Source organism: Pseudomonas sp. 2024-210 (assembly GCF_045062345.1).
Lineage (GTDB): Bacteria > Pseudomonadota > Gammaproteobacteria > Pseudomonadales > Pseudomonadaceae > Aquipseudomonas.
Genome location: NZ_JBJGEJ010000004.1, coordinates 172,975 through 198,747, shown reverse-complemented (window position 1 = coordinate 198,747; position 25,773 = coordinate 172,975). Strand labels below are relative to the sequence as shown.

The 25,773-nt window shown below is 54.9% G+C and carries 33 protein-coding genes and 1 tRNA gene; 11 read left to right on the top strand and 23 right to left on the bottom strand.

What is annotated here, in order from left to right; translation table 11 throughout:
* Positions 1–5: 5 nt before the first annotated feature.
* The 12 genes from ACI7MX_RS07840 to ACI7MX_RS07785 form a co-directional block, all read right to left on the bottom strand.
* Complete coding sequence (locus ACI7MX_RS07840; RefSeq protein ID WP_405588273.1) at positions 6–467, bottom strand: lysis system i-spanin subunit Rz; 462 nt, start codon at positions 465–467, stop codon at positions 6–8.
* Positions 464–997 carry a lysozyme gene (locus tag ACI7MX_RS07835; RefSeq protein WP_405588270.1) on the bottom strand — a complete coding sequence of 178 codons (534 nt, stop codon included), beginning with the start codon at positions 995–997 and terminating at the stop codon, positions 464–466. Before ACI7MX_RS07835 ends, ACI7MX_RS07840 begins: the two co-directional genes overlap by 4 nt.
* Complete coding sequence (locus tag ACI7MX_RS07830; protein WP_146386008.1) at positions 994–1,200, bottom strand: hypothetical protein; 207 nt, start codon at positions 1,198–1,200, stop codon at positions 994–996. Before ACI7MX_RS07830 ends, ACI7MX_RS07835 begins: the two co-directional genes overlap by 4 nt.
* A complete protein-coding gene (locus ACI7MX_RS07825) occupies positions 1,197–1,409 on the bottom strand; it encodes a TraR/DksA family transcriptional regulator (RefSeq protein ID WP_153433164.1) in 213 nt (70 codons plus the stop codon). The genes ACI7MX_RS07830 and ACI7MX_RS07825 overlap by 4 nt, the downstream gene beginning before the upstream one ends.
* Positions 1,409–1,858: a phage protein gene (locus ACI7MX_RS07820; protein WP_146386012.1), complete on the bottom strand. Its 450-nt coding sequence runs from the start codon at positions 1,856–1,858 to the stop codon at positions 1,409–1,411. The genes ACI7MX_RS07825 and ACI7MX_RS07820 overlap by 1 nt, the downstream gene beginning before the upstream one ends.
* Positions 1,859–1,864: 6 nt before the next feature.
* The gene (locus ACI7MX_RS07815; RefSeq protein ID WP_405588265.1) at positions 1,865–2,980 is read right to left on the bottom strand and encodes a DUF2586 domain-containing protein; all 1,116 of its coding nucleotides are present in this window, start codon (positions 2,978–2,980) and stop codon (positions 1,865–1,867) included.
* An 11-nt stretch (positions 2,981–2,991) separates the two neighbouring features.
* On the bottom strand, positions 2,992–3,672 hold the full coding sequence (locus ACI7MX_RS07810; protein WP_405588262.1) for a virion morphogenesis protein: 681 nt from the start codon (positions 3,670–3,672) through the stop codon (positions 2,992–2,994).
* Positions 3,662–4,105 (bottom strand): phage tail protein, encoded by a 444-nt coding sequence (locus tag ACI7MX_RS07805; protein ID WP_153383237.1) that lies wholly within the window; start codon positions 4,103–4,105, stop codon positions 3,662–3,664. Before ACI7MX_RS07805 ends, ACI7MX_RS07810 begins: the two co-directional genes overlap by 11 nt.
* Positions 4,102–4,563: a head completion/stabilization protein gene (locus ACI7MX_RS07800; RefSeq protein WP_405588258.1), complete on the bottom strand. Its 462-nt coding sequence runs from the start codon at positions 4,561–4,563 to the stop codon at positions 4,102–4,104. The genes ACI7MX_RS07805 and ACI7MX_RS07800 overlap by 4 nt, the downstream gene beginning before the upstream one ends.
* A gap of 96 nt (positions 4,564–4,659) precedes the next feature.
* Positions 4,660–5,379, bottom strand: a complete 720-nt coding sequence (gpM, locus tag ACI7MX_RS07795; protein ID WP_405588255.1) for a phage terminase small subunit — start codon at positions 5,377–5,379, stop codon at positions 4,660–4,662.
* Positions 5,376–6,392: a phage major capsid protein, P2 family gene (locus tag ACI7MX_RS07790; RefSeq protein WP_405588252.1), complete on the bottom strand. Its 1,017-nt coding sequence runs from the start codon at positions 6,390–6,392 to the stop codon at positions 5,376–5,378. Before ACI7MX_RS07790 ends, gpM begins: the two co-directional genes overlap by 4 nt.
* Before the next feature lies 1 nt (position 6,393).
* Positions 6,394–7,317: a GPO family capsid scaffolding protein gene (locus ACI7MX_RS07785; protein WP_405588249.1), complete on the bottom strand. Its 924-nt coding sequence runs from the start codon at positions 7,315–7,317 to the stop codon at positions 6,394–6,396.
* A 163-nt stretch (positions 7,318–7,480) separates the two neighbouring features.
* Between ACI7MX_RS07785 and ACI7MX_RS07780 the strand changes: the two genes are divergently transcribed.
* The 3 genes from ACI7MX_RS07780 (at position 7,481) to ACI7MX_RS07770 (ending at position 10,648) form a co-directional block, all read left to right on the top strand.
* Positions 7,481–9,529 carry a terminase large subunit domain-containing protein gene (locus tag ACI7MX_RS07780; RefSeq protein WP_405588246.1) on the top strand — a complete coding sequence of 683 codons (2,049 nt, stop codon included), beginning with the start codon at positions 7,481–7,483 and terminating at the stop codon, positions 9,527–9,529.
* A complete protein-coding gene (locus ACI7MX_RS07775) occupies positions 9,441–10,316 on the top strand; it encodes a phage portal protein (RefSeq protein ID WP_405588243.1) in 876 nt (291 codons plus the stop codon). The genes ACI7MX_RS07780 and ACI7MX_RS07775 overlap by 89 nt, the downstream gene beginning before the upstream one ends.
* Positions 10,317–10,384: 68 nt before the next feature.
* Positions 10,385–10,648, top strand: a complete 264-nt coding sequence (locus ACI7MX_RS07770) for an ogr/Delta-like zinc finger family protein (protein ID WP_153380934.1) — start codon at positions 10,385–10,387, stop codon at positions 10,646–10,648.
* Between the two features lie 295 nt (positions 10,649–10,943).
* On the opposite strand, the gene ACI7MX_RS07765 is transcribed toward ACI7MX_RS07770, so the two are convergent.
* The gene (locus ACI7MX_RS07765) at positions 10,944–11,291 is read right to left on the bottom strand and encodes a helix-turn-helix transcriptional regulator (RefSeq protein WP_314399467.1); all 348 of its coding nucleotides are present in this window, start codon (positions 11,289–11,291) and stop codon (positions 10,944–10,946) included.
* A gap of 83 nt (positions 11,292–11,374) precedes the next feature.
* Here ACI7MX_RS07765 and ACI7MX_RS07760 point away from each other — a divergent pair, with 83 nt between their 5' ends.
* The 6 genes from ACI7MX_RS07760 (at position 11,375) to ACI7MX_RS07735 (ending at position 16,613) form a co-directional block, all read left to right on the top strand.
* Positions 11,375–11,575: a DNA-binding protein gene (locus ACI7MX_RS07760; RefSeq protein ID WP_153380930.1), complete on the top strand. Its 201-nt coding sequence runs from the start codon at positions 11,375–11,377 to the stop codon at positions 11,573–11,575.
* Positions 11,576–11,604: 29 nt separating this feature from the next.
* Positions 11,605–12,087: a YmfL family putative regulatory protein gene (locus ACI7MX_RS07755; RefSeq protein ID WP_405588239.1), complete on the top strand. Its 483-nt coding sequence runs from the start codon at positions 11,605–11,607 to the stop codon at positions 12,085–12,087.
* A gap of 83 nt (positions 12,088–12,170) precedes the next feature.
* A complete protein-coding gene (locus tag ACI7MX_RS07750; RefSeq protein WP_405588236.1) occupies positions 12,171–12,404 on the top strand; it encodes a hypothetical protein in 234 nt (77 codons plus the stop codon).
* A 2-nt stretch (positions 12,405–12,406) separates the two neighbouring features.
* The gene (locus ACI7MX_RS07745) at positions 12,407–15,100 is read left to right on the top strand and encodes a toprim domain-containing protein (protein WP_405588233.1); all 2,694 of its coding nucleotides are present in this window, start codon (positions 12,407–12,409) and stop codon (positions 15,098–15,100) included.
* A gap of 44 nt (positions 15,101–15,144) precedes the next feature.
* On the top strand, positions 15,145–15,561 hold the full coding sequence (locus tag ACI7MX_RS07740) for a hypothetical protein (RefSeq protein WP_314399443.1): 417 nt from the start codon (positions 15,145–15,147) through the stop codon (positions 15,559–15,561).
* On the top strand, positions 15,462–16,613 hold the full coding sequence (locus tag ACI7MX_RS07735; RefSeq protein ID WP_405588427.1) for a tyrosine-type recombinase/integrase: 1,152 nt from the start codon (positions 15,462–15,464) through the stop codon (positions 16,611–16,613). Before ACI7MX_RS07740 ends, ACI7MX_RS07735 begins: the two co-directional genes overlap by 100 nt.
* A gap of 83 nt (positions 16,614–16,696) precedes the next feature.
* Here ACI7MX_RS07735 and ACI7MX_RS07730 read toward each other — a convergent pair.
* The 9 genes from ACI7MX_RS07730 to thrS form a co-directional block, all read right to left on the bottom strand.
* Positions 16,697–16,773, bottom strand: a tRNA-Pro gene (locus ACI7MX_RS07730).
* Positions 16,774–16,861: 88 nt separating this feature from the next.
* Positions 16,862–17,218, bottom strand: coding sequence for a MerR family transcriptional regulator (locus ACI7MX_RS07725; protein ID WP_122782897.1), 357 nt, complete (start codon positions 17,216–17,218; stop codon positions 16,862–16,864).
* Entirely contained in the window at positions 17,199–17,501 is a 303-nt protein-coding gene (gene ihfA, locus ACI7MX_RS07720) for an integration host factor subunit alpha (protein WP_002553164.1), read from the bottom strand. The genes ACI7MX_RS07725 and ihfA overlap by 20 nt, the downstream gene beginning before the upstream one ends.
* A gap of 3 nt (positions 17,502–17,504) precedes the next feature.
* The gene (pheT, locus tag ACI7MX_RS07715) at positions 17,505–19,883 is read right to left on the bottom strand and encodes a phenylalanine--tRNA ligase subunit beta (protein ID WP_405588226.1); all 2,379 of its coding nucleotides are present in this window, start codon (positions 19,881–19,883) and stop codon (positions 17,505–17,507) included.
* Between the two features lie 26 nt (positions 19,884–19,909).
* Complete coding sequence (pheS, locus tag ACI7MX_RS07710; RefSeq protein WP_405588223.1) at positions 19,910–20,926, bottom strand: phenylalanine--tRNA ligase subunit alpha; 1,017 nt, start codon at positions 20,924–20,926, stop codon at positions 19,910–19,912.
* A gap of 109 nt (positions 20,927–21,035) precedes the next feature.
* A complete protein-coding gene (gene rplT / locus ACI7MX_RS07705; RefSeq protein ID WP_003442184.1) occupies positions 21,036–21,392 on the bottom strand; it encodes a 50S ribosomal protein L20 in 357 nt (118 codons plus the stop codon).
* A gap of 29 nt (positions 21,393–21,421) precedes the next feature.
* Entirely contained in the window at positions 21,422–21,616 is a 195-nt protein-coding gene (gene rpmI, locus ACI7MX_RS07700) for a 50S ribosomal protein L35 (RefSeq protein WP_002553160.1), read from the bottom strand.
* A gap of 60 nt (positions 21,617–21,676) precedes the next feature.
* Positions 21,677–22,228, bottom strand: coding sequence for a translation initiation factor IF-3 (gene infC / locus ACI7MX_RS07695; RefSeq protein ID WP_169835808.1), 552 nt, complete (start codon positions 22,226–22,228; stop codon positions 21,677–21,679).
* Positions 22,228–24,150 (bottom strand): threonine--tRNA ligase, encoded by a 1,923-nt coding sequence (thrS, locus tag ACI7MX_RS07690; protein WP_405588217.1) that lies wholly within the window; start codon positions 24,148–24,150, stop codon positions 22,228–22,230. Before thrS ends, infC begins: the two co-directional genes overlap by 1 nt.
* Positions 24,151–24,514: 364 nt before the next feature.
* On the opposite strand from thrS, the gene ACI7MX_RS07685 reads away from it, so the two are divergent.
* The gene (locus ACI7MX_RS07685) at positions 24,515–24,829 is read left to right on the top strand and encodes a hypothetical protein (RefSeq protein ID WP_314481967.1); all 315 of its coding nucleotides are present in this window, start codon (positions 24,515–24,517) and stop codon (positions 24,827–24,829) included.
* A gap of 292 nt (positions 24,830–25,121) precedes the next feature.
* Entirely contained in the window at positions 25,122–25,334 is a 213-nt protein-coding gene (locus ACI7MX_RS07680; protein WP_003179963.1) for a cold-shock protein, read from the top strand.
* Positions 25,335–25,404: 70 nt separating this feature from the next.
* On the opposite strand, the gene ACI7MX_RS07675 is transcribed toward ACI7MX_RS07680, so the two are convergent.
* Entirely contained in the window at positions 25,405–25,713 is a 309-nt protein-coding gene (locus ACI7MX_RS07675) for an I78 family peptidase inhibitor (protein WP_314481966.1), read from the bottom strand.
* Between the last annotated feature and the right edge of the window lie 60 nt (positions 25,714–25,773).

Below are 25,773 nucleotides of genomic sequence, written 5' to 3'. Positions count from 1 at the left end.
TGGGGTTAGCGCAGGCAGATCCGGCGCACGTGGTCTTGCAGCCCCAGGATCATTTCTTTACTCAGGGCGAGCTGATCGCGGAGGGCGAAATAATCCGGTCGAGCGTCTGTTGCGAGTTCGGCGGTGCCTGCATCAGCCACGCGGCCGGGGCTGGTTTCGCTGGGCTCGGTGGCACGGCACACGGCGTTGACACGCAGCCGCTGACGGCCAGCATCAACATCACGCAGCAACTCGCTGTTTTCAAAAAGTGCATGGTTCAGTGCCTCTGTTCGGGTGCGGTCAATGTCGTCACGGTCAGCCAGCATTTCGCCGCTGATCCGGGCCGCTTCGCGCAGGCCGGTGACTTCGGTTTGAGCGGTGGCCAACGCCTGTCGGGCGTCGTTGCGCTCATCCATGAGGCGGTCAAACAGCAAACACATCGCCGCGCCCGCCAACAGCCAGAGCAAGGTCGAACTGATCCCGTTCACAGGCTCGCCTCGCACAGCTTCACTTCCGCCAACCGGCGCGCATGCAAGCCCGGGACAAACACCTTGCGGCCCTGGGTGTCAGTCACATAAGCCCACACGGGTGTTTTGCCGTCCGCCGCCCAAGCCAAGGCTTTACAGCCTTCGGCCATGCGTCCGGCATTGATCAGGCCCACCGCACGACTGGCACAGGTGCTGGGCATACCGACGTTATGGCCATGGCTACTCAGGGCATCGAAAGTGTCCTGGGCAACCCGCTGGTTGGCCAGGCAGTCGGCAAGAGCGAGCTGTCCCTTTTCAATCACCAGTTGCTCAACTTCGGCGCAACGGGCCGCTGACCAGTAATCACCCACCACCACCGGATAAGGGCTGGTATGGCGGGTAATCCCCTTGCAAACCGTGGGCAGGCCACGGGCCAGGGTGTCGGCATACACCAGGTTCTGGCCCTCGCCTTCCCACTTGCCCAGAAAGGCGATCAACGCAGCGCTGGTCAACGCAATCGCGCCGGTAGCGATCTTGTGGCGCAGGGTCATAACTTATCCTTCCAGTCACGCAGCATCTGGCGGTACTTGGGGGCCAGCAGCACGATTTGCAGCACCATATAAAGGGCGGTCAGCATGTAGGCCACCGCCGACCAGTCGACAGCGCCGGTCGCGCCGGTTGCCGCCACACCGATGGCCGGTGACGCCTTCACAATCGCCATGGCGGTGTCCTGAGCGGCCTGATTTGTGCTCATCGGCGGCCCTCTTTCTCAAACAGTGACTGGCATGGCACGCAACGCAGCATCCCGCCCAGCGCTTGTCGAGCGGCGGGAATCGCGTTGTCACAGTCCAGACACTCAGTGCGGCTTGGCCCGGTCGGGCGCGCAGTGGCCAGCTGGGCGGCAATCGCCTGATCGCGCTGACGTTGCTCCAGCGCCTGGGCGCGATCGAACGGGCAGACCATCAGCTCAGCCCCTCAGTCTCGGCAGCGGCCAGATACGGCACGCCGTTGATGCGGATAAAGTCCGGGCTGGTGACGTCAAACGGCACCTTGTGTTTGGATTTCTCGCCGCCTTTGGGGTCGATGCTCAACAGGCTGGACACCTTCAACTTGCAGCCGAAGGCCTCAATGCGAAGCTCCTCATCGCCGGTCTTGGCGAAGAACACTGTGTCGAAGGGTTCCAACTGGCGAAAGCTGCCAGCGGTGCGGGCCGCATCCATCAGCAGGCCGAAGTTGTAGCTGTCCAGCTCAAACTCACCACTGGCCGACACATCGCCATCCACGTGGCCATTGGGCACGCCACGGGTCTGCGCCACGGCGCTGTTATCGGTGACATCGAGGGTGCAGCTCTCCACGTGAACCAGCAGGTCGCCCAGGTTCACGTCAAAATTCTTGCCGCCAATACGTGACATAAAGGGTTACTCCGTGGCGTCGTTGGAAAGATCCAGGGCGATATTGGCCGTGATGTCTTTCGGGCAGTTGTGGGGTTTGAGCTTGATGTAGGCCTCTACGGCGGTTTTGCTCTTCCAAACCAGCACGATGTCGCCGTCCTTCGGGGTCTGGATTTCACCCGGGAACACCTGACCGGCAAACGTCACGGACTTGGCCATGGCACGCAGCGGCGCCATCAGCGCGTTGATGTTCACCGCCATGCTGTTGGGTGTGCTGTTCAGGCGGCGATCGCCCACGCGGCGGATCAATAACGGGCGCACCTGACGTGCCGCCTTGTCAGCCAGACGCAAATGCTCGATCACCTGAAAGTCACTGGCCGGGGTGTCCAGCAGATTGCCGTCGCCCCAGTACACGCCGGGATAATCTGGGTAGGTCTGCGAGACCGAGAACCGCGCCTTGTCCAGCTCGGCCCGAATGGCAGACGGCAGCGGTACGCCTTCGGCATCCACCGGCACCGGCCCAAGGCCCAGCACCGCACCGCTGGCCACCCGCATCGGCGTGTCGGCAATGCTCATCGCCGCATTGGCCAAACGACCGGCCAACACGCCCAAATCGTTACCGTGCAACTGCGGCACCACCAACACACGGGGTGCGGCCACGTCCGCCGTAATGGCCTTCTGTTCGGTCAAATACTGCGACCACGGCTGCACTGCACTAATGCCTGCACTGCACGCCATCACAAACGAGCGACGGCCATACACGTTGTTCAACGCCACCGCGGCATCGTTCATTTGCGACAGCTCAACGCCATCAATCACCGGCGTGGTGATCAACACCGCCTCGACTGAAAAGCCTTGTTGCTGAGCCTTCTCCAGCGCCACCGTCCACTCACCGTCTGCACTGACGGGCGCTGCCAGACAGGCCCAGCGGTCGCCACCGTTCAAGCGTGCAGCGGTGATCTGGGTTTTCAGGTCGCTGGCCGGAATGCCCAGCTCGTTGTCCAGGTCACTGTCGGTATTAAGGGCCAACAACTTGCCCACGTTCTTGGTCGCCGGGCCAATAAAGAGGAAATAACGCTCGATCGCGGTCACTTCCCCCTGACCCAAATTAAGGTTGTTAACGCTGACTTTGCCGAGTGCCATGTGGTGCCTCGTTAGCGGGGTGAATTAAGGATTTGTTCAAACACTTGGTTAACCAGGTCGCGGGTTTCATTGCCGCTGCTGACGCCGAGGAACTGACGTTTGGGCAGGGTGATGTCCCAGCTTTGCGCGCCCGAGGACTCGGCTCTTTCATCATTCAAAATGCGGATCAACAGACCGGCCTTGGCGTAATTCACGTGTTCCTGAATCCATGCCACCGAAGGTCGGGTTAAGGTCTTTTTGCCCTTCTGACGGGTACGAAAACCCAGACGGCGCAAGCGCTTGGCTTGCTTGTCCGTGCAGGCGATACCGGGCGGGACTTTGTTCCAGCGGCGCATCTGCGCGGCAGTACGGCGCTCGCTGACCCCGTTGTGCTGCTGCGAAGCGACCCAACGGGTCAGGGCATTTTTCCAGCCCAGTTCGGCCTCATTCGGACTGACGCGGGTGACTTGCAGCAGCTTGGCCAACCCGGCTTCCATCTTCTTCTTGCCCTTGGCTGAACCTTTGCGCTCAGCGAACGGCGAACCGTCCAGGTTCTTCTGCTCACGCACCCGCTTGCGGCTCATCGAGCGCACGCGCTTGGTCACGTTATTCAACAGACGGCGGCGCAACTGCGGCGGCAGATCCAGCAATGCCAGCTGCGCGTCCACGTTGAGCAAACCGCGAATATCGAGGTCGAGTGGATTAGCGGCCATGACTGCCCACCTCGCCTTCTTCCGCGATCCACAGATCAAATGGCACAAATGCCCAGGTCTGATCGAACGCCTCGATTTCACCGGCAGGGTCTTCGGCCAAATACTGCGGCTCGACAAACTCCACCGTGACTTCCACATCCGCCAGATCGCTGTCCAGCATGTCGATGGCAAACGTCATCGACGGCAGCCCGTCGCGGTCGCGGTCGTGGTTCTCCAGCCAACTACCCAGCAAGGCCATCAACCGCCCCGGATCATCCGCAAAGCGCTCCAGCACAATCGTTGCGCTGTAGTGCATGTCCGCGAAGTGCAGCCCCTTCACATCCGGCTTCCAGATCAAATCCAACGTGACCTGATTGGCCCAGCTATCCAACTGCTCGGGCATCACCAGATTGCGTTCGATCAAATACGTGGTCAGTGCTTTCAGCTTGTTCATAACAACGCCGCCGTCATACGCCCACGGCCTTGCAGCGAGCGCACAGCCTGCTGACTGAAAGACAAAAAGGTTTCGGCGCGCTCCGGGGCTTCCTTGCCCGTGTTTTCGGCGCTGTCACGGCGGGTCACTGTGGCAAACTGGGTCAACAGGCTGGCTTTAGCGCGTGCATACACGGCGCGCTTGTACGTCGCTACGTGAAAAGCACGCTCGGGCAGCACCATAGGGTCAGCAGATTCCACACAGACAACGCCTACGGATTGCCACCTGGACTTGCAGCGCGCCAAATCGGTATTGACCTCGACCATGGCAGTGGTCAGATCCGCGACCAGCATGTCGCCCAGGTACTCACCCGGCAGGCGATAGCCTTTCTGGAACTCGCTCACCGACAAGTCCGGCCAAAAGCCGTCATTGTCGATTTGCTGTTCCACCAACGTGGTGGGTTTGCCTGAAAAGCTCATTGCTGGCCGCTCAAATAGGGCGGGAGAACTGTTTCAGGGAGGCAGGCCATAAATGGCTAACTCTCATCCACAGTTTCCCGCTGGGGGGGTAGTCGGTTATTCAGTGGCCGGTGCGGCCTGTTGCTTCGCCAACGCCTTACGGCACTTGGATATGCGGGTTTCATTACCGGCTTTGGGGTACAGCTCGGTCGAGCGCTCAAGGTGCTTGATTGCGGTGCTCAACTCCCCTGCTTCCATGGCGCGCATGCCGATCAACTTGTGGTACTTGCTCGGGATCTGCTCCGTCAGTTCCCACTTGCCATCGACAAGGGGCAGCATGTTCGACAGATACGGCTCAGGGCTGCGCTGGGCGGTGTACTCGGCAAAAGCCCACTCGATCACTGCGTCAGCGACAAAGGTCTGAATGTCGCGGCGCTTGAAACGCTCCGGCATCACCTGACCCTGCTCGATCGCAAAGTCCGCCAGTTCCAGACCGTCTTCAAACTGCTCGGTGTCGAACAGCCAGACCATCACCTGCACCAAGACACGGTTGTGGAAATTCAGGCCCGACTCGCAATAGCGCTGCACATAGTCCTGATACTTGGGCAGCAGCTCGTCGCGCTTGAGCGACTGACGCCCAGCCAGCCCCTTGATCGCACTCAGGCGCTCAAGGTCTTGATCCAGCGCGGCTTCTTGCAGCATCAGATGCTTGCGGGCATTGGCAGGACTGCTCAGCGCATCGGCAGGCGAATAAGCCACCGGAGCACCGGCCGCCGCGACGGCAGCGGCGGTGCCCAGTGCCAACGTGCGGCGCTTGTGGGTCAGGGCCAGGCTCACGCTACAAGCTCCACGTTTTCAGTCAGTGCGATCTTTTCCAGTTGCTCGATCACATAACCTTCGTTGCGGCTGTTGTAGTCCTCAACGCGGGAGCGCTTAGGGTTGTCGACCGTCTGCTTCCGCCAACTGGAGTCCTGAAAGTAGATCGACAGGTTGTCCCAGCTGGTGACCAGCACGGCGTTGACCGGAAAGTTCGGCACACTGAACGACGGCAGACCGCCGTAGGTTGAGATGACCTGAGCGTTTTCGATACGCTCCTTTTCGGTCGGGGTGTCGCCCTGTTTGGTGTACAGCTTGGCCTTGTCAGCCGCCAACAAGTCGCTACCGATGATCGCGATCAGATCACCGTCTTCACGCAGGATTTCGTCAACCATTTGCTTGGTGTCATGCACCAGGGCATCAAGGTTGGCGTAGTCCCCACCCGCACCCAAAGTGATCTTGCCAGCGGTCGCGCCTTCTTTAAGCACTTGCTGCGGGGCATCTTCGCGAAGCTGCTGCAACCAGCCTTTGTTCACGTCCTGCAACTTGGGGTTGGCTTCCAGATCGGTCTGGGCTGCGGCACTGGTGCCGTGAAAGCCGATCACAATGCGGTCTTGCGCGATACGCTTTTGCACAGCGGCTGAGTAGCGGTCTTTGAAGTCTGGGAACTTCGCCCAAGCATCGATCTTGGCGTACGGCAGGCCCACGTCCGACTGGGTATCCGCCAGTTCGTAGGTCGTGTGCTCCAGCGCCGAAGCGTCCTTGGCCTGCCGATCGGTGGTTTTAGTATTGGTACGGCCGGTGACCGGGCCATTCACACCGATAAACACCTTCTCACCCTTGATCTCGCTGACCGGGATGATGTTGATGCGTTCCAGAAAATCCGCTTTCGCCGTGATCGCGTCGTTCAGTTCCTGCGCGACCGAAGGATCGACGCTGAACATTCTGCTGGCACGTTCGACACCGTAGGTTTCAGCGATTGCGTCCTGCAACTCGGCGTATTGTTTGGCGCCCTTGGCGCTCAGTTGGGCCATGTCAGAACACCCGCTTTTTAGGAGTGTTTACAGGGCCAGCATTACGCGGCAACTGTCGACCGATTGAGGTGTTCTGCAAGGTGCTGAACTGCTTTTCCAGCTTCGACAATGCAGCCATAACAGCCTTGTTCGATCCGCCGCCATTACGGCGGAACTCACGCTCTTCTTCGGCAGTGGTGACGATTTCGTCTACAGCTGCGCTCACATCATCGATCAGGGCTTGATCAGGTTCTGGGGCGTCTTCGGCAGCAGGCTCAATCACGGCCTGAATGCCAGCAGCGACAACCAGTAGTTGCGCTAGCAGGGCTTTCAAAGCCGTCGCGGTAGCTTCATCCATTGGGGGTTTGCTCTCGGTGGAGGGTGGGGAGGTTTCGGTGGGCTTGTCGTCTGAAGAGAAACGCTTGAACAGGTTCGTGAGCGCGCCAATCAGCTTGCCCAATTCGCCCTGGGGTTTGTCTTCGCTCAAATTGCCCAGTTCGACAGAGGCGGCGTAGTACGCGGCTTTGTCGGTGCGGTTGGAGAAATACAGTTCCTGAGTGCCCAGGCTTGCAGGCTCATCGGTGACGGCAAGGCCGGTGAGATAGGCTTTGCCGGAATTGGCGAAGTTCGGACGAATTTCGATGCTGGTGAACAGCTTTTCGCCCTGATCGTTCAGCCACAGTAACTTTTGGTTCGGCTTGAGTTGGGCTTCAAGGGCAACTTGGCCCGGCTTCAAATCATCCCCTTCTTCAACCAGGCGCACCGCAAAGACAGTGCCGTGCGAACCGCTCCAGCGTTCGTGCTCAGCCCAGATCACAGCCGTGTAGGTTGAAGGTGTGTACGTCTCAGCAATATCACGCAGTTCCTGGGGAAGGATTTCACGGCCATCAGTGGTCGGGCCGCTGGTGGCGACACGTTTCCAGTACGAAACAAGGGAACGGGGCATGGGTGATAACTGCGCTCAATCGGTTGAATGAGCCGCCAAGATAGGGAGCGATCGGGGCTGAAACAAACGGTTCAAATACGCCCTTCTCCTATTTCGAGCTTCTAGGATATTCACGGAACTTAACATCACGTTTTCGGCGTTTTCGCCGCATAGACTGCGGCCCATGCTCTATTCAACCGAAGTCAAAGAAGCCGCAAAACGTCTGTTTCTACGCCGCTGCAAGGCCAAAGAAATTCAGGCGCAACTCAACCTGCCCAACATCCGGATCGTCTATTACTGGATCCGCCAGGGCGGGTGGGAAGACATGCTGTCTGACGAAGAACCGCTGACCGCGATCGGGCGGCGTATCACCCTGCTCCTAGACAAAGCCAGCAGCCTGAGCAAAGACGACCTGAACGAACTGGATCGACTGACCAGCATTCGCGAACGATTGATCAAGCAAGCCCTAAAACCCGTGCAGGCCTCCCCTGCCGAATCTGCGGGCGAGCCGCAAGAGCGTCCACACGGCTCGCGTGAACGATCCAGCCGGGGCAATAGCGGTGGCAAGAAACGTGAAAAAAGGGCCAAGAACGACATCAGCGGCCTGACCGAAGTGGACTTCCTGGATCAGTTCATCTCCAAGATGTACGGCTACCAAAAAGAGCTGTTCGCGGCCAAACAGAACCCCCTCACGCGCCGGGTGCGCAACATCCTGAAAAGCCGTCAGGTTGGTCTGACGTATTACTTCGCCGGTGAAGCCTTCATGGATGCTGTGCTGAGCGGCGACAACCAGGTATTCCTATCTGCCAGCCGATCGCAGTCGGAGATTTTCCGCAGCTACATCATCCAGTTCGCCCAGCAATGGTTCGGCATCGAGCTTACCGGCAACCCAATTACGCTGAGCAATGGCGCCGAGCTGCGTTTCCTGAGCACCAACAGCAGCACCGCCCAGGGCTACCACGGTCACGTCTACGTCGACGAATACTTCTGGATTCGCGACTTTGAAAAACTCAGCACCGTGGCCAGCGCCATGGGCACCCACAAGAAGTGGCGTAAAACCTACTTTTCAACGCCCAGCGCGGTGTCGCATCAGGCGTACCCGTTTTGGTCTGGTGAAGAGTTTCGCAACAGTAAGCGCGGTAAAAAAGCGGGCGGCACTTGGCCGACCGATTCGGCTTACACGCTAGGCGCGCTATGCCCGGACGGCCAATGGCGCAAGACCATCACCATTCAGGATGCGATCGACGGGGGCTGTGATCTGTTCGACCTGGAACAGTTGCAGTTGGAGTACGACGAAGACAAGTTTCAGCAGCTGTTCTATTGCAAGTTCATCGACAGCACGCAAAGCGCGTTTGGCCTCAAAGACCTTGAGCGCTGCTACTCCGACCTGTCGCTATGGGAAGACTACAAACCCGAAGACGAACGCCCTTATGGCAACAGCCCGGTTTGGCTCGGTTACGACCCCAGCCGCACCCGCGACGATGCCACCTGCGTGGTCATTGCCCCACCGCTGGAAACCGGGGCGAAGTTCCGCATCCTTGAAAAACACAGTTGGCGGGGTCAGTCGTTTAAGTACCAGGCTGAACAGGTCAAGAAGCTCACAGAACGCTTCAACGTACAACACATCGGCATCGACACAACCGGCATCGGCTACGGCGTGTTTGACCTGGTGCGCGACTTCTACCCGCGTGCGACCTCGATCCACTACAGCCTCGAAACCAAAAACACCCTGGTGCTCAAGGCACAGGACACGATCCAAGGCAGCCGTATCGAATGGGATGCAGGCTGGACCGACATTGCCCAAGCATTCCTGACCATCAAGCGCGGTACCACCGGCAGCGGCCAAATCACCTACAGCGCTTCACGCACCGAAGCCACCGGCCACGCCGACATTGCCTGGGCAATCATGCACGCCTTGGCCAACGAACCCTTGAATACGAACAAGCGGCGCCGCAGCCGCTACATCACGAGCGGAACCCATGCCCAAAGCACCACGCAAACAGCACCAGGTCACACAGCAGGCACGCCAACAGCAGCCCATGCGCGCGTTTACGTTCGGGGAACCCGAACAAGTCCTGAGCGGCAATATTGGCGAATACGTGGGGGTATTCCCCAGCGACGACGGCGATATCTACAAGCCGCCGGTGTCACGCAACGGACTGGCCAAACTGCTGCGCGCCAACGCGCACCACGGCGCTATTCCCAAGTTCAAACGCAACCTGCTGTTGCGTGAATTCATTCCATCGGCGGGCTGTAGCGCCCGCACCATGGGCTGCGCGGGTCTGGACTACATGGTGTTTGGTGACGCCTTTCTGTACTGCGACACCAACACATTCGGCCAAGTCCTGGAGCTGAAACACCTGCCATCCATCAACATGCGGGTCAAAGTAGATGGCGGTTATCGAATGCTATTGCCGGACAACAAGCACATGGACTTTGAATCGGATGAAATCGTCCACGTCATGGACTACGACGTGGAACAGACCATCTACGGCTTGCCCGACTATCTCGGCGGCATGCAGGCATTGTTGCTCAACGAAGCCGCGACCCTGTTCCGTCGCCGCTACTACAGCAACGGCGCGCACGCGGGTTACATCTTCTACACCAACGACCCCGACCTGACCGAAGAAGACGAAACCAACCTGCGCGAACAAATCAGCGCGAGTAAAGGCGTGGGTAACTTTCGGTCGATGTTCGTCAACATCCCCAACGGCAAGGAAAACGCCATCCAGATCATCCCCGTGGGCGACTTTCAGGCCAAAGACGAACTGGAGAAAGTGAAGAACATCACCCGTAACGACGTGATCGCGGCATGGCGAATGAACCCCGCACTGGCCGGCATCATCCCGGAAAACAGCGGTGGCTTTGGTGATATTGAAAAGATTGATCGGGTTTACACCAGCAATGAGATACGGCCCATTTGCCAGTTGTTTAACCAATTGAATGATGTGTTGAGGGAGGATCGACGGATTGGGTGGCGGGAAGAACACAAGGTGAGTGAAACGGCTCAACACGAATGATCAATTAAAAGATCAAACCCTCAACTTATGGCAAAATACTGATCATTAGGACGCCCTGGGGAGGGATCATGCGGGTTTATTGTAAAGAGTGCGGGAGCAAGGGAAGGATTGCATCAAGGGATGAACTGTCAAAAGAGTTTGCAAAACTCTACTGCCAATGTGGATCTGCTACCTGCGGTCATACGTGGGTTGCCAATTTGACGTTTTCTCATACCCTCAGCCCATCAGCACAGGCAGTCGATCGCTTATTGTTCGACCGCCTGCGGGATATGTCCCAACTCAAGCAACGCGAACTGTTTGATCTTTTGAGTACGCGCCCCTCTTCGGCTTAAATGTTCTCAGCGGCCGACCAAACCGGTGCGTATGTATTACTCAGCGCGAGTGCCTCGGTCACTCTCAGCACGCGCTTCTGCTCATACTCAGGCATAGATCTGAATAGATGAATAAGACCCTGCTCCCGGCTTGTAAGTGGGAGCCATTCTGTTTCAGAGCCGTTTTGCAATTCGCCCAATTTTATACGATCCAACATGTCCACTACTCCATAACGTATCTACTGAATCGACGTTATCGGGACATGCAGGCGTGACTGGATCAATCCTCAGCGCTGAACAAAAAGAGTCTTGTCCATTAATTTGAGCTGAAATCTTTCACCTCAGACATTGCACTGACAATTCTATAAACAGACTGTTTGTCGTCAGGATTCAGCGAGCGATAGCGGGTAATCAGTGTCTGCTCAACGTCATCCATACCACCGACTTCTTGGGTGAATCGCCGTCCTGTCAGGACGTATTGCACATCAACACCCAAGCCCTCCAGCGCCATTAGATAACGAACGTCAGGCGCACCCGTTCCTAGCTCATAGGCTTTTTGAGTTCCTCTACTCACGCCCACTTGCAGCCCAAAATCGGTCTGATTCAGTCCCAAGCGGTCGCGTTCTTCCCTTAGGCGATCACCTAACCCTTCCGATTTGATCATTTTTTTGCTCACAGATATTGACTTGACCAATTTTTTGACCAAGAATTGCCACACATAAACACGAAGTAACACGGACGAACACTATGCCCGCCACCCTCACAACCGAGCAAGCCCGCGCAGCTCTTGACCGCAAAGGAGTAAGCATCGCGGAGTTCAGTCGAAAAAACAGTCTGAACAAAAATCTGGTCAGTGACCTATTAAATGGGAGAAAGAAAGGGCTTCGTGGAGAAGCACACCGTGCCGCAGTTCTCTTGGGCATTAAAGACGGCGTAATTGAACAGTAACGGCAACGACTTAAAGGGAAAAACAGAAGATGAAAATCGTCGTTCTAAAGACTCGCAGGGATGTGGTCAGTGAGCTGATCAGGACTCTACCTGGTGGCTGCAAATTCGCTTCAGATCTGCTCGGCATGAAACAAAAGAAGTTTGAAAACCATGCCTACGAAAGCAACAAAAGCAGCCCTCTCACTGCTGAACAGGTGTACCGACTGGAGCAAGTCACTGGAACAACGCATTACCCCGAATACATTGCAGCAATGTACGGCGGCATGTATGTGCCCGTTGCTGATCCTGACTCACTGGACAAAGTTGAGCTGTACACAATGTGCGTTGAGACGGCAGCCAAACGCGGGACTGTAGACCAGATCATTGCCCAAGCGCTTGAAGACGGCGTTATCGATCACGCTGAAGCTGAGGCCATCCTCAAGGCTGAAACCCTCCACATGGCAGCAAGGCGAGCCGAAGTACAGGCAGTGATACAGCTGCATGCGAAGCAACCGGCGCTCACCGCTCGATAAATCCCAAGCTCCACCCAACCAATCAATCGCCTGTCCCACCACTGTGGGTTTGGGTGAGCTGCGCTCGATTTAGAGGTTTCATCATGGGAAACGCCGTAACTGTCACCACAAAACTGTCCTCGGCCCATGCCGAAGCACTGCTGGCTGCCATGCGTGCGCAGTACCTGCTGAGCCTGAACGAACACTGGTACGCAGACGAATATCGTTACGTCCCCCAGATCGCAAGACACAAGTCGATTCTTGAAAAATCCCCTGTCATGGCAGCCCAGAAAAGCCTGATGGCCGCCCTATCCCTCAGCCTTAAAGCAGTGAAGTAACCATGAGAGAAGATCTGCGTCACGACATCCTGCAGCGCATAGAGGCCGAGTTCGGACTCAAACATCGCGCACCTACAAATTATATGCGGGGCGGCACTTGCCCTAAGTGCAATAAAAAAGAGCTGTACACCCGTTTTGACAGCCCTTGGCAACTGGTCTGTGGTCGCCAAGAAAAATGTGGCCACACGGTGCACGTCAAAGAGATTTACGACGATCTTTTTGAAGATTGGAGCAAGCGCGTACCAGCGACAGAAAACGCACCAACAGCAACTGCACGTGCCTATCTTGAGTTCGCCCGCGGCTTTGATATTTCGCTGATCGCAGGCTGGTTCACGCAGGAAACTTATTACTCCGCTCAGCACGATGCAGGCAGTGCAACAGTTCGCTTTGCCCTTGAAAAAGGTGGTTATTGGGAGCGCCTTATAGACAGGCCAGCGCGCTTCGGAAAAATGAAAGCTCGCTTCAAGCCGGGCGAGTCATATAAAGGCGTTTGGTGGTGCCCACCGTGCGTGGACGTTTTAGAAGCTAAAGAGATATGGATTGTCGAAGGCATATTCGACGCGCTCGCCTTGGTTCATCACAACATTGCTGCTGTATCCGCAATGTCTTCGAATGCCTTCCCTGCCGACTCACTGGAAGCTCTCGTAGCTGCACGACCGGGCAACTTGCCCAAGTTGGTGTGGGCACTTGATAACGAACCAGGCGCGCACGCTTACACCAAACGTTGGGTTCGGATGGCCCGCGAGCTTGGATTTAACTGTGAAGCTGCGCAAATCCCTCAGAGGGAAAACAAAAAGTCTGACTGGAATGATCTACACCAACGGTGGCAGTTTCTCGACGAGGGCGAGAAACGTGATGCTCAGGTAGACAAAGATCTGACGATTGCTCGCCATCACGGCGCTCTTTTAATTGCTGAAAGCGCAACTGAGAAAGCCTTGGTGATGTTCGACTGGAAGCGTCGGAGCGAATTTCACTTGGAGTTCGGTAACCGTCTGTACTGGTTCAAGCTCGATCTTGAGAAGTACAACAAGGCTATTCAAGAGCTTGAGGACAGCGAGCATCACGACGACCAGCAACTGAACAACAAACAGATGCGGGCCAAGGCAATGCAGCAATGCGGCGCGTTACAGCGTATCGCTACCTGCAACCCCAAAGCCCTGTACTACCAAGAGAACAAGCTCACGGATGAGTCCTGGTACTACTTCCGAATCACGTTCGCTCACGATGCGGCGCCGATCAAAAACACCTTTACCAGTTCACAAATCGCATCCTCAGCGGAGTTTAAAAAGCGCCTGCTTGGCATTGCCCCCGGAGGCATGTTCACCGGTACCACTCAACAGTTGGATGCGTTCATTGAAGAACAAACCGACGCCCTCAAGACCGTTCAGACTATCGACTTCACCGGCTACACCCGTGAGCACGGCGCGTATATCTACGGCGACGTAGCGGTACGCGACGGCAAGGTATTCAAACTGAACGAAGAAGATTTCTTCGATATGGAAAGGTTGAGCATCAAGACCCTGAGCCAGTCGGTCATTCTCAATCTGAACACGGACTTGGAGAAGTTCGACACTGAATGGCTGGACATCATCTGGCAGTGCTTCGGTGCCAAAGGTCTGGTCGCACTCGCATTCTGGTTCGGGTCACTGTTTGCGGAACAGATCCGTCAGCACCAGAAAAGCTACCCCTTTATGGAAATCATCGGTGAGCCAGGCGCAGGTAAGTCCACGCTGATCGAGTTCCTGTGGAAAATGTGCGGCCGTATCGACTATGAAGGCTTTGACCCCACCAAAGGTACCCCGGTAGCTCGGGCGCGGAACTTCGCCCAGGTCGGCAACCTGCCGGTGGTACTCATCGAGTCAGAGCGGGAAAAGACGGACGGTAGCCAGACCAAGCAATACGACTGGGACGAACTCAAGACCGCCTACAACGGCCGGAGCGTCCGCTCAACTGGCGTAAAGAACAACGGAAACGATACCCGCGAGCCTCCATTCCGTGGAGCTGTAGTCATCGGCCAGAACCATGCCGTAAATGCATCCGAACCCATACTGCAGCGACTTGTACATATCGCCATGACGAAGGATGGGCAGACACCGCAGACCAAATTATTGGTGGAAAAGCTGGAACGTATGCCGGTCGACCGCGTGAGTGGTTTCCTGATCAAAGCAACGATGAAAGAAAGCATCGTGATACAGACCATTCGCGAACAAGTGCCGGTCTACGAGCAAAAGCTGCTGGCTTTGCCAGAAATCCGCACCGTCCGGATCGCAAAAAACCACGCTCAGCTACATGCATTGATAGATGCGTTGGTTCACGTTATCCCGTTGAAAAAGCACCAGGTAGAAGCGGCCCATGCGGAGATCCAGACCATGGCCAAGGATCGCCAGCTGGCAATCAACGCTGACCATCCGATCGTCGTCGAATTTTGGGAGCTCTACGAGTATTTGAACAGCGAAGCGGGCGGACTGAATCACTCCCGCAATGACGGCCTAATCGCTGTGAATCTCAACGACTTTGCAAAGGAAGCCGCAGAGAAACGCCAAAAGGTGCCGGATCTGACAGAACTCAAACGCCACCTTAAAACCAGTAAGTGCCCCAAGTTCATAGAGACAAACAGAAACGTCTGCTCGGCATGGGATGTCGACACCGCTAACAGAGCGAAGACAGTGCGGTGCTGGATGTTCCAGACAGCCTAACCCCCTCCCCAACTTCTGACGTAACGAACAGTAAGGAAAGAGTTATGGCAAATCGAAGCGCTGCGCAAATTGCCCCCTTCCTCCCGCGCTTTATTCGCATCGGAGAGGCATACGGCTATCTCGGCATGTGCCGAAACGAATTCAATAAAACCGTTCGACCACACGTTCGGGAATTCCCGATCGGAACACAGGGTGTCGGGTTCGACCGACTGGAGCTTGATGCGTGGGCCGACGCCTACATTCAGGCTATGTCGATTGAAAAAGCAGCCAATCAGGACAACAATCGGCCCCGCAGCGAGCGCCAGCGCGGATCCACAGGAGATACGCAATGGCCCAAAAAGCAATCACCGGCCTCCAGAAAATGCCGAGCGGCATCTGGAAAATCGACAAAAAGTACAGAGGAGAACGAATTCAAGAGAGTACTGGCACTTGTGACCGCGCAGAAGCAGAGCAGTACCTGATCCACTTGCTGGAAAAGCTTCGACAGGAAAAGGTCTACGGCGTCAGAAAGGTAAGGACTTGGCGAGAAGCGGCAACCCGCTTCTTGCTGGAGGTGAAGGATCAGGCGTCAATCCATATATCTGCAACCTATATGGCTCAACTTGATCCTTTCATTGGGGACATGCCGATTACGCACATCGATGATGACTCCTTGGCACCGTACATTCATTCCAAGCTGCACCCTGCCGAGGGCAAGCCTGTGACGAATCGCACGGTCAATATTGCCCTTCAGCGGGCAATCAGGGTTCTCAATCTATGCGCGCGCAAGTGGCGTGATGATGAGCGCAGACCATGGCTCGATGTTGTGCCGATGATCTCGCTGCTGGATGAGAAGACGAACTGTCGCAAGCCCTACCCGCTTTCTTGGGAAGAGCAGTCGATCTTGTTCGCTGAGCTGCCACCACACCTGCAGACCATGGCCATGTTCAAGGTCAATACGGGGTGTCGGGAGCAGGAGGTTTGCAAGCTTCAATGGGATTGGGAAATCGCGGTACCGGAACTGGATACCACGGTGTTTTTGATTCCGGCTGGGTTCGGCGGACGAAGCGCAAAGTCTGGCGTGAAGAACCGGGACGAGCGCCTGGTGGTTCTCAACACCGTGGCCAAGTCGGTCATTGAAAAGCAGCGAGGTCAGCACAAGTTGTACGTCTTCCCTTTCGGCAAGCCAGACGGCGATGGGGACGAAACAATGGTTCACCGCATGAATGACTCAGCCTGGAAGAAGGCCAGGGTCAGGGCGGCGAAGAAATGGCAGGAGAAGTATTTGCGGCCGGCACATGATGGCTTTGCCAGAATCCGCATACACGACCTGAAGCACACCTTTGGGAGAAGGCTGCGTGCAGCAGGCGTGACTGAGGAGGATCGCAAAGCATTGCTCGGCCACAAGAATGGCAGCATCACCAGTCACTACTCAGCGGCAGAGCTGGACCAACTGATTGAGGCTGCAAACAAGGTATCAGTAACCGACTCACGCGCACCAGCGCTGACGATCCTGAAGAGGAGGCAGGGGTAACAGGAAAACCCAAGGTCACTCGAAAAGTCACTAGGGTAGAAATGAAAAAGCCACCCAAAAGGTGGCTAAGTCATTGAATTATATGGTCGGGACGGAGTGATTCGAACACTCGACCCCTAGCACCCCATGCTAGTGCGCTACCGGACTGCGCTACGCCCCGACTAGGCGTTACATCTATCTCACAACTTGCGAGAACGTCGAGGAATATACCTTAAGGTTTTGAAATACGGAAGTATTTAAAACCAAGATTATTTACGAAGTACCTGTAAAACATCTTCGAGCTCAGAGATCGTTTGACGGATCAATTGCTTGTATTGGGTGGTATCGTCCTTGGCCTCATCACCAGAAAGCCGCAAACGCGCCCCACCGATAGTGAAGCCTTGGTCGTAGAGCAATGCGCGGATTTGCCGGATTATCAACACGTCCTGTCGCTGATAATACCGGCGGTTTCCGCGACGCTTGACAGGGTTGAGTTGAGGAAACTCTTGCTCCCAGTAGCGCAGTACATGCGGCTTGACCCCACACAACTCGCTTACTTCGCCGATGGCGAAGTAGCGTTTGCCTGGAATTGGCGGGAGCTCGTCGTTATGACTTGGTTCCAGCATATGCCTCTACTCGGGCCTTCAATTTCTGCCCTGGACGAAAGGTGACCACACGGCGAGCCGTGATCGGGATTTCCTCTCCCGTTTTCGGATTGCGGCCAGGCCGCTGTCGCTTGTCACGCAAATCAAAATTGCCAAAACCTGACAGTTTGACCTGTTCATTGTCTTCAAGAGCGTGTCTGATTTCTTCGAAAAACAACTCTACCAACTCTTTGGCTTCGCGTTTATTCAGACCCAGCTCTTCATAAAGACGTTCTGCCATTTCAGCTTTCGTCAGAGCCCCCATACGTCACTTCCTTAGCGTGGCGTTCAACCTTTTTTCGAGCGAGGTGAGGATGTTTTGTGTCGTGGTATTCACCTCATCGTCATTAAGAGTGCGCGATGGATGCTGCCAGGTCAAGCCAACTGCAAGGCTTTTTCTAAGCGGATCAATACCTTTACCCTGGTAAACGTCAAATAACCTTAGGTCAGTGAGCCACTCCCCTGCATTTTCACGTATTACATCCAGTACGGCACTGGCTGCTACTTCCCGATCCACCAGCAACGCCAGATCACGACGAACTTCAGGGAAGCGCGATAGCTCTTGGAATTTAGGCATTTTGCCCAAAGCCACTTCAGCCAAAACCAGCTCGAATACAAACACAGGTCGATCCAAGCCCAACGTTTTCGAAAGCTCTGGATGGATTGCCCCCACAAAACCTACTTCGCGGCCATCACGCTCGATGCGTGCAGTCTGGCCAGGATGCAGTGCGGGGTGTTTGCCAGGCACAAAGGTAAATGCATCCAGCGCGCCAGCAAAACCCAAGACCGATTCGACGTCAGCTTTGACATCGAAAAAGTCCACGACCTCACGGCCTTGCGCCCAACCTTCAGGCAACCGAGTACCGCAGACAACACCGGCGAGCATTGGCTCTTGTTTCAAGCCTTCTAACTGACCGACAAAACGCAAGCCGCTCTCAAAGAGACGAACACGATCCTGTTGTCGGTTAAGGTTATGCTGAAGCGCCTTGACCAAACCAGGCCACAAGGTCGCACGCATAGCAGCCATATCATTGGAGATAGGATTAGCCAGCAATAGCGGCTCTACCCCCGGGCTGAAAAGTTCGAACTGTTTAGGGTCGATGAAGCTGTAAGTAATAGCTTCCTGATAACCACGCGCAACCAGCAAGCGACGCAGCTCTGGCAAATCGCTGCGCGCCTCTGCTTTTGCTTGTGGTGCAAGACGGGCTTGCGGGTAACGAACAGGCAAGCGGTTGTAGCCGTAAAGACGCGCCAGCTCTTCGATCAGGTCTACTTCAAGACTGATATCAAAGCGATGACTTGGCACTTCAACACGCCACTGCCCTGCTCCCTCAGCGGTAATGGTCAGGCCCAGCGCACTGAGCAGACGCTCAATTTCGCTGTCGTCCATTTCCATACCGAGCATTTGACTGATACGGGCTGCACGCAATGTAATGGGAGCAATCGAAGGCAAAAATTGCTCGTTGACAATTTCGACGATTGGACCGGCTTCACCGCCTGTAATGTCAAGCAGCAGACCTGTAGCACGCTCCATCGCTTCACGGGCCAGCTTCCAATCCACCCCACGCTCGTAACGGTGCGAGGCGTCAGTATGCAGGCCATAGGATCGGGCTTTACCCGCTACAGCGATCTGGTCAAAAAAAGCACTTTCGAGGAATATATCGCGGGTACTGGTTGATACACCGCTGTGCTCCCCACCCATGACACCCGCAATAGCCAGGGCTCGGGTGTGATCAGCAATCACCAGCGTATCACTGCGCAGTGTGACTTCCTGCCCGTCGAGCAGCACAAGCTTCTCGCCTTCCTCGGCCATGCGCACACGAATGCCACCATTGATCTCGGCGAGATCAAAAGCGTGTAGCGGCTGCCCTAGCTCAAGCATGACGTAGTTAGTGATGTCGACGGCAGCATCAATGCTCCGCACATCGGCACGACGCAAGCGCTCGACCATCCACAGCGGAGTTGGCCGGGACAAATCAACATTGCGAATGACACGGCCCAGGTAACGCGGACACGCAGCAGGCGCCAGTACTTCAACAGGACGCACTTCGTCATGCATGGCCGGGACTGGGGTCACTACCGGACGAGTCACCTCAGTTGCGTACAACGCACCCACTTCACGAGCCAAACCGGCCAGAGAAAGGCAGTCGCCACGGTTAGGGGTTAAGTCGACTTCGATACTGGCATCTTCAAGGTCGAGGTATGCGCGGATATCTTCGCCAACCGGCGCATCGGACGGCAGTTCCATCAGGCCGTCATTGCCTTCGCCAACTTGCAGCTCAGCTTGCGAGCACAGCATGCCGTTTGATTCGACACCTCGAAGCTTGGCTTTTTTAATTTTGAAGTCGCCCGGCAGTTGCGCGCCGATCATCGCAAACGGGATTTTCAAGCCTGGTCGCACATTGGGTGCGCCACACACAACTTGAAAAGTCTCTACACCGTTACTGACCTGACAAACACGAAGCTTATCGGCATCCGGGTGTTGCTCGGTGCTCAAGACTTCACCCACGACAACGCCACTGAATTCACCGGCGGCCGGCGTTACGCTGTCGACCTCAAGGCCGGCCATCGACAGACGAGCAACCAGCTCGTCACGATCTACCTGCGGGTTAACCCAACCACGCAGCCATTGTTCACTGAATTTCATCCTGCTCTCCTAAAAATTCGTTACGACTAGCGAAATTGCGCAAGAAACCGCAAGTCGTTGTCGAAGAACAGACGCAAGTCGTTCACGCCGTAACGCAGCATGGCCAGACGCTCCACGCCCATGCCGAAGGCAAAGCCAGAAAACTCTTCCGGATCGATTCCGGACATGCGCAGCACATTCGGGTGGACCATGCCGCAACCCATGACTTCGAGCCAGCCGGTCTGTTTGCAAACGCGGCAGCCTTTACCGCTGCACATCACGCATTCCATATCGACCTCAGCAGAAGGCTCGGTGAACGGGAAGTACGATGGGCGGAAACGGACGGCTAGCTCTTTTTCGAAGAAAACTCGCAAAAACTCTTCGATGGTGCCTTTCAAATCAGCAAAGTTGATATCACGGTCGACCAACAAGCCTTCGACTTGATGGAACATCGGGGAGTGAGTGATATCAGAGTCGCTACGGTAAACACGACCCGGGCATACGATGCGGATAGGGGGTTGTTTCGATTCCATGGTGCGGACCTGTACCGGGGAGGTATGGGTGCGCAACAGCATGTTTGCATTGAAATAGAAGGTGTCATGCATCGACCGGGCCGGGTGGTGACCTGGGATGTTGAGCGCCTCAAAGTTGTGGTAATCGTCTTCAACTTCCGGGCCTTCGGCAATGCCATAGCCAATATGAGTGAAGAACTGCTCAATACGCTCCAGAGTGCGAGTGACCGGATGCAGACCACCCGAGGTCTGACCACGGCCTGGCAGGGTCACATCAATGGACTCGGCAGACAGTTTGGCGGCCAGATCAGCCTCATCAAACAGTGCCTTGCGGGCATTGAGAACCTCTGTAACACGCTCCTTGGCAACATTTATAAGGGCGCCGACTTGCGGACGCTCTTCTGCGGGCAAATTCCCCAGGGTCTTCATCACCTGAGTCAATTCACCCTTTTTGCCAAGGTATTGAACCCGGATTTGCTCCAGGGCATTGATATCTTCAGCGCTTTGCACAGCCTCTAGTGCTTGAGAGACCAGCGCATCCAGGTTTTCCATGTACAGACTCCAGATACAAAATAGGGGAAGAGCTTGAAGGCTCTTCCCCTATTTAAGACGTTTAGCACTCGAACCCACACAGGTGAGCTCGAGTAACTGTCGGGGGTACTTAAGCCAAAGTGGCTTTAGCTTTCTCGACAATTGCAGCAAACGCCGCTTTTTCGTTCACTGCCAGATCAGACAGAACCTTACGGTCGATCTCGATGGAAGCTTTTTTCAGGCCGGCGATGAAACGGCTGTAAGACAGACCGTTGATACGTGCACCAGCGTTGATACGAGCGATCCACAGAGCGCGGAACTGACGTTTTTTCTGACGACGGTCACGGTAGGCGTATTGGCCTGCCTTGATTACCGCTTGCTTGGCAACACGGAATACGCGTGAGCGTGCGCCGTAGTAGCCTTTAGCCAGTTTCAGAATTTTTTTGTGACGTTTACGGGCGACAACGCCACGCTTTACACGAGCCATGAGTTACTTCCTCTAGTCTTAACCAAAAATTAACGAAGGCGCAGCATGCGCTCGACTTTTGCAACGTCAGACGGATGCAGCAAGCTGCTACCGCGCAATTGACGCTTACGCTTGGTCGACATTTTGGTCAGGATGTGGCTCTTGAAAGCGTGCTTGTGCTTGATACCGTTAGCAGTTTTCAGAAACCGCTTAGCAGCACCACTTTTAGTCTTCATCTTTGGCATGTTCGGATACTCCGCATTCAGTTGATAAACATAATCAGAAGGCCTGCCGTGCCCAATTGATTACTTCTTCTTTTTCGGGGCGATGACCATGATCAGCTGGCGTCCTTCCATCTTAGGATGCTGTTCTACAGTCCCGTATTCCACAAGGTCAGCTTCAACCCGCTTCAACAGTTCCATACCCAGCTCCTGGTGGGCCATCTCACGGCCGCGGAATCGTAACGATACCTTGGCCCTGTCCCCATCACTCAGGAAACGTACCAGGTTGCGCAGTTTTACCTGGTAATCCCCTTCCTCCGTCCCTGGACGAAACTTGATTTCTTTAACCTGGATTTGTTTCTGGTTTTTCTTCGCTGCGGCAATCTGCTTCTTCTTTTCGAAGATCGACTTGCCGTAATCCATCAGCTTACAAACAGGGGGTACTGCATCAGCGGAGATTTCCACCAAATCCAGTTTGGCCTCTTCAGCCTTAAGAAGCGCTTCTTCAATCGGGACAATGCCAAGTTGCTCGCCCTCAGCTCCGATTAACCGAACCTCGCGTGCCGAGATATTCTCGTTGATCGGGGCTTTCGGTGCAGCTCGTTTATCTTGTCTCATTTCACGCTTAATAATAATTACTCCGTATCATGGCGACCACGCCGGGAAACCGCTTGTGCGAGGAATTCAGCGAATTGCGCGACGGGCATTGAGCCCAGGTCAGCACCTTCACGTGTACGCACAGCGACAGTCTGCATCTCGACTTCCCGATCTCCAATAACCAAGAGATAGGGAACCTTGAGCAAAGTATGCTCGCGGATTTTAAAGCCGATCTTTTCATTTCTCAAGTCAGACTTGGCACGAAATCCGCTCTGATTGAGAGTTTTTTCAACTTCAGCGGCAAAATCTGCCTGTTTATCAGTGATATTCATGATCACTGCCTGAGTCGGCGCCAGCCATGCCGGGAATGCACCCTCGTAATGTTCGATCAAAATACCGACAAAACGTTCAAACGATCCAAGGATCGCGCGGTGCAGCATGACGGGGTGTTTGCGACTGTTGTCTTCGGACACGTATTCCGCGCCCAGACGGATCGGCAGGTTGAAATCGAGCTGTAAGGTACCACACTGCCAGACACGACCCAGACAATCTTTCAGGGAAAATTCAATTTTAGGCCCGTAAAAGGCCCCTTCACCTGGTTGCAGATCGTATTTCAGACCCGCACTGTCAAGGGCTGAAGCCAATGCGCTTTCGGCACGATCCCACAATTCATCCGATCCCACACGCTTTTCAGGACGAGTGGACAGCTTGAGCTCAATATCCTTGAAGCCGAAATCTGCGTAAACATCGAGTGTCAGCTTGATGAAAGCAGCGGACTCAGCCTGCATTTGTTCTTCTGTACAGAAGATGTGGGCGTCGTCCTGAGTGAATGCACGAACGCGCATAATCCCGTGCAACGCGCCGGATGGCTCGTTACGGTGACAAGCACCAAATTCGGCCAGACGCAGTGGCAATTCGCGGTAGCTCTTCAAACCCTGATTGAAGACTTGCACGTGGCAAGGACAGTTCATGGGCTTGATCGCGTAATCACGGCTTTCTGACTCAGTCGTGAACATGTTTTCAGCGTAGTTAGCCCAATGACCAGACTTCTCCCACAAGCTGCGATCAACAACCTGAGGAGTCTTGATCTCCAGGTAGCCATTTTCGCGCTGAATTTTACGCATGTACTGCTCGAGCACCTGATAAAGCGTCCAGCCATTCGGGTGCCAAAACACCATACCCGGCGCTTCTTCTTGGGTATGGAACAGGCCCAGGCGCTTACCGATTTTACGGTGATCGCGCTTTTCAGCTTCTTCGATACGCATGATGTAGGCAGCGAGTTGCTTTTTATCAGCCCAAGCCGTGCCATAGATACGCTGCAGTTGCTCGTTCTTGGCATCACCGCGCCAGTAAGCGCCGGACAGCTTGGTCAGTTTGAACGACTTCAAAAAGCGCGTATTCGGTACGTGAGGGCCGCGACACATATCGACGTATTCTTCATGGAAGTACAAACCCATGGACTGTTCATCTGGCATGTCTTCAATCAGACGCAGCTTGTAATCCTCGCCACGCTGAGAAAAAAGCTCGATGACTTCAGCACGGGGAGTCACTTTCTTGATGACGTCGTAGTCTTTCTCAATCAACTGCTGCATGCGCTTTTCGATAGCCGCCATGTCATCCGGGGTGAACGGACGTTCATAGGCGATATCGTAGTAAAAGCCTTCGTCAATAACAGGACCGATAACCATTTTGGCCGTCGGGTACAACTGTTTGACTGCATGACCGACCAAGTGGGCGCAAGAGTGGCGAATGATCTCCAGCCCCTCTTCATCCTTAGGCGTGATGATCTGCAAGGTAGCGTCGTGCTCAATCAAGTCACAGGCATCAACCAGCTTGCCGTTGACCTTGCCGGCCACGGTGGCTTTGGCCAGACCTGCACCGATTGAAGCGGCGACATCCGCAACAGATACCGGATGATCGAATGAGCGTTGACTACCGTCGGGAAGAGTAATAGTTGGCATGGCGCCTCCTCTCCTAGTGGTGACCCCTACCAAAGGTCACGTGGGTTGGGATGAGCCAGTACGCGATTCGGAGGTATGCCTGCCTCACAGTGGCAGGAGCCTTACGGCAAACCGAAAACCGAACCAGAGTGACTGGAGTTCAAATCAAAAAGGTTTATGGCTCTGCATTGATGCGCTGTGCACATGCAATCGCATGAATGGCCAGGGGCGGCATGCTAGCACAGATGAATTCTCGCCGCCCTTCTCCCTCAAGCACGCACAGCGTAATTAAGTCGCCTTTGCAAAATTGTGAACTTGAGCTTCATTATTCCCTCAGATATTGCGTGAACCACTCTCTGCCTCAACGACTTAAAGGAAGATTCACATGCGCATGATTCGCTTATTCGCCTCCGCCATGCCCTTGGCATTGCTGCTGCCCTTGACCGCCCATGCGGCCAAGTGGCCTGATAATGTGAAAAAGGATTACATGAAAGACTGCGTGGCGGCAGCCAGCCAAAACGTGAGCCAGAAAGATGCCGAGCAGCACTGCGCTTGTGGCGCGGACCAAATTGCTAAAAATTTTACGACTCCAGAAATCCTAGAGCTCATGGATAAGAAAAAGCAGCCGAGCGTTGAACTTCGCACTCGGGCTTTGGATGCTATCCAATCCTGCAAAGCCAAGCCTAAAGCAGCAAAATAGAGTGGCCTTTTAGGCTAAGCGCCCCTGAATTTGCGTCAAATAGCCATAAAAACATGCTCAGGTTAAAAAAAATTAATCATTTGCTGCTTTTTTTTGCTTGGTCCAAAGGCTTGAAACCCCCATAAATTGGGGGGTTTGAGGTTATTGATTGTCAGAACAGCAGCTAACAATGCAGCAAACTACTGTTCAGGGGGGGTTCCAAACCGCACATTTCGACTATGATAGCTGAGTGTGCCCAGTTGGCCTGAGCAGCACAGTACTACTGAAAATATAAGTTTCTTGGAGATACACCATGTCTAATCGCCAAACCGGCACCGTAAAATGGTTCAACGATGAAAAAGGCTTCGGCTTCATCACTCCTCAAGGTGGCGGTGACGACCTGTTCGTACACTTCAAAGCTATCGAAAGCGACGGTTTCAAAAGCCTGAAAGAAGGCCAAACCGTTTCCTTCGTGGCTGAGAAAGGCCAAAAGGGTATGCAAGCTGCACAGGTTCGTCCGGAGTAAATCTCCTTCGAACAAAAAAACCCCGTCCATGTGACGGGGTTTTTTGTGCCTGACACAATGCTACATCCGGTTAACCGCAGTTAATTCGCGTGATGATTGCATTGTTGTCCGCGTTGAGATTCAGCCTATCCGAACGATACTCAAGCGTCATAATGTCTGAGGGCAACAAAATTCGGGCCTCTTGGGCACCGGCTTTTTTACGGGCCTGCTCCAAAAGTTCGGACGATGCCTTTTGACCGATGGCAAAATCTGCTGCCTTTGCATCGCAGCGAGTATGCCCCGCCTCGACCACTGGCTCTTTAACAGACTGAGCCGTACCGCACCCGGACAAGCCTAAAACCGCCACCAACGCCCCCAATGACACTAGCTTCCAAGACATGAAGCCTCCTTAAAATAAATGTTCTGAACCTTTGCGACAGCTCATGGGCAAATAGGTTGC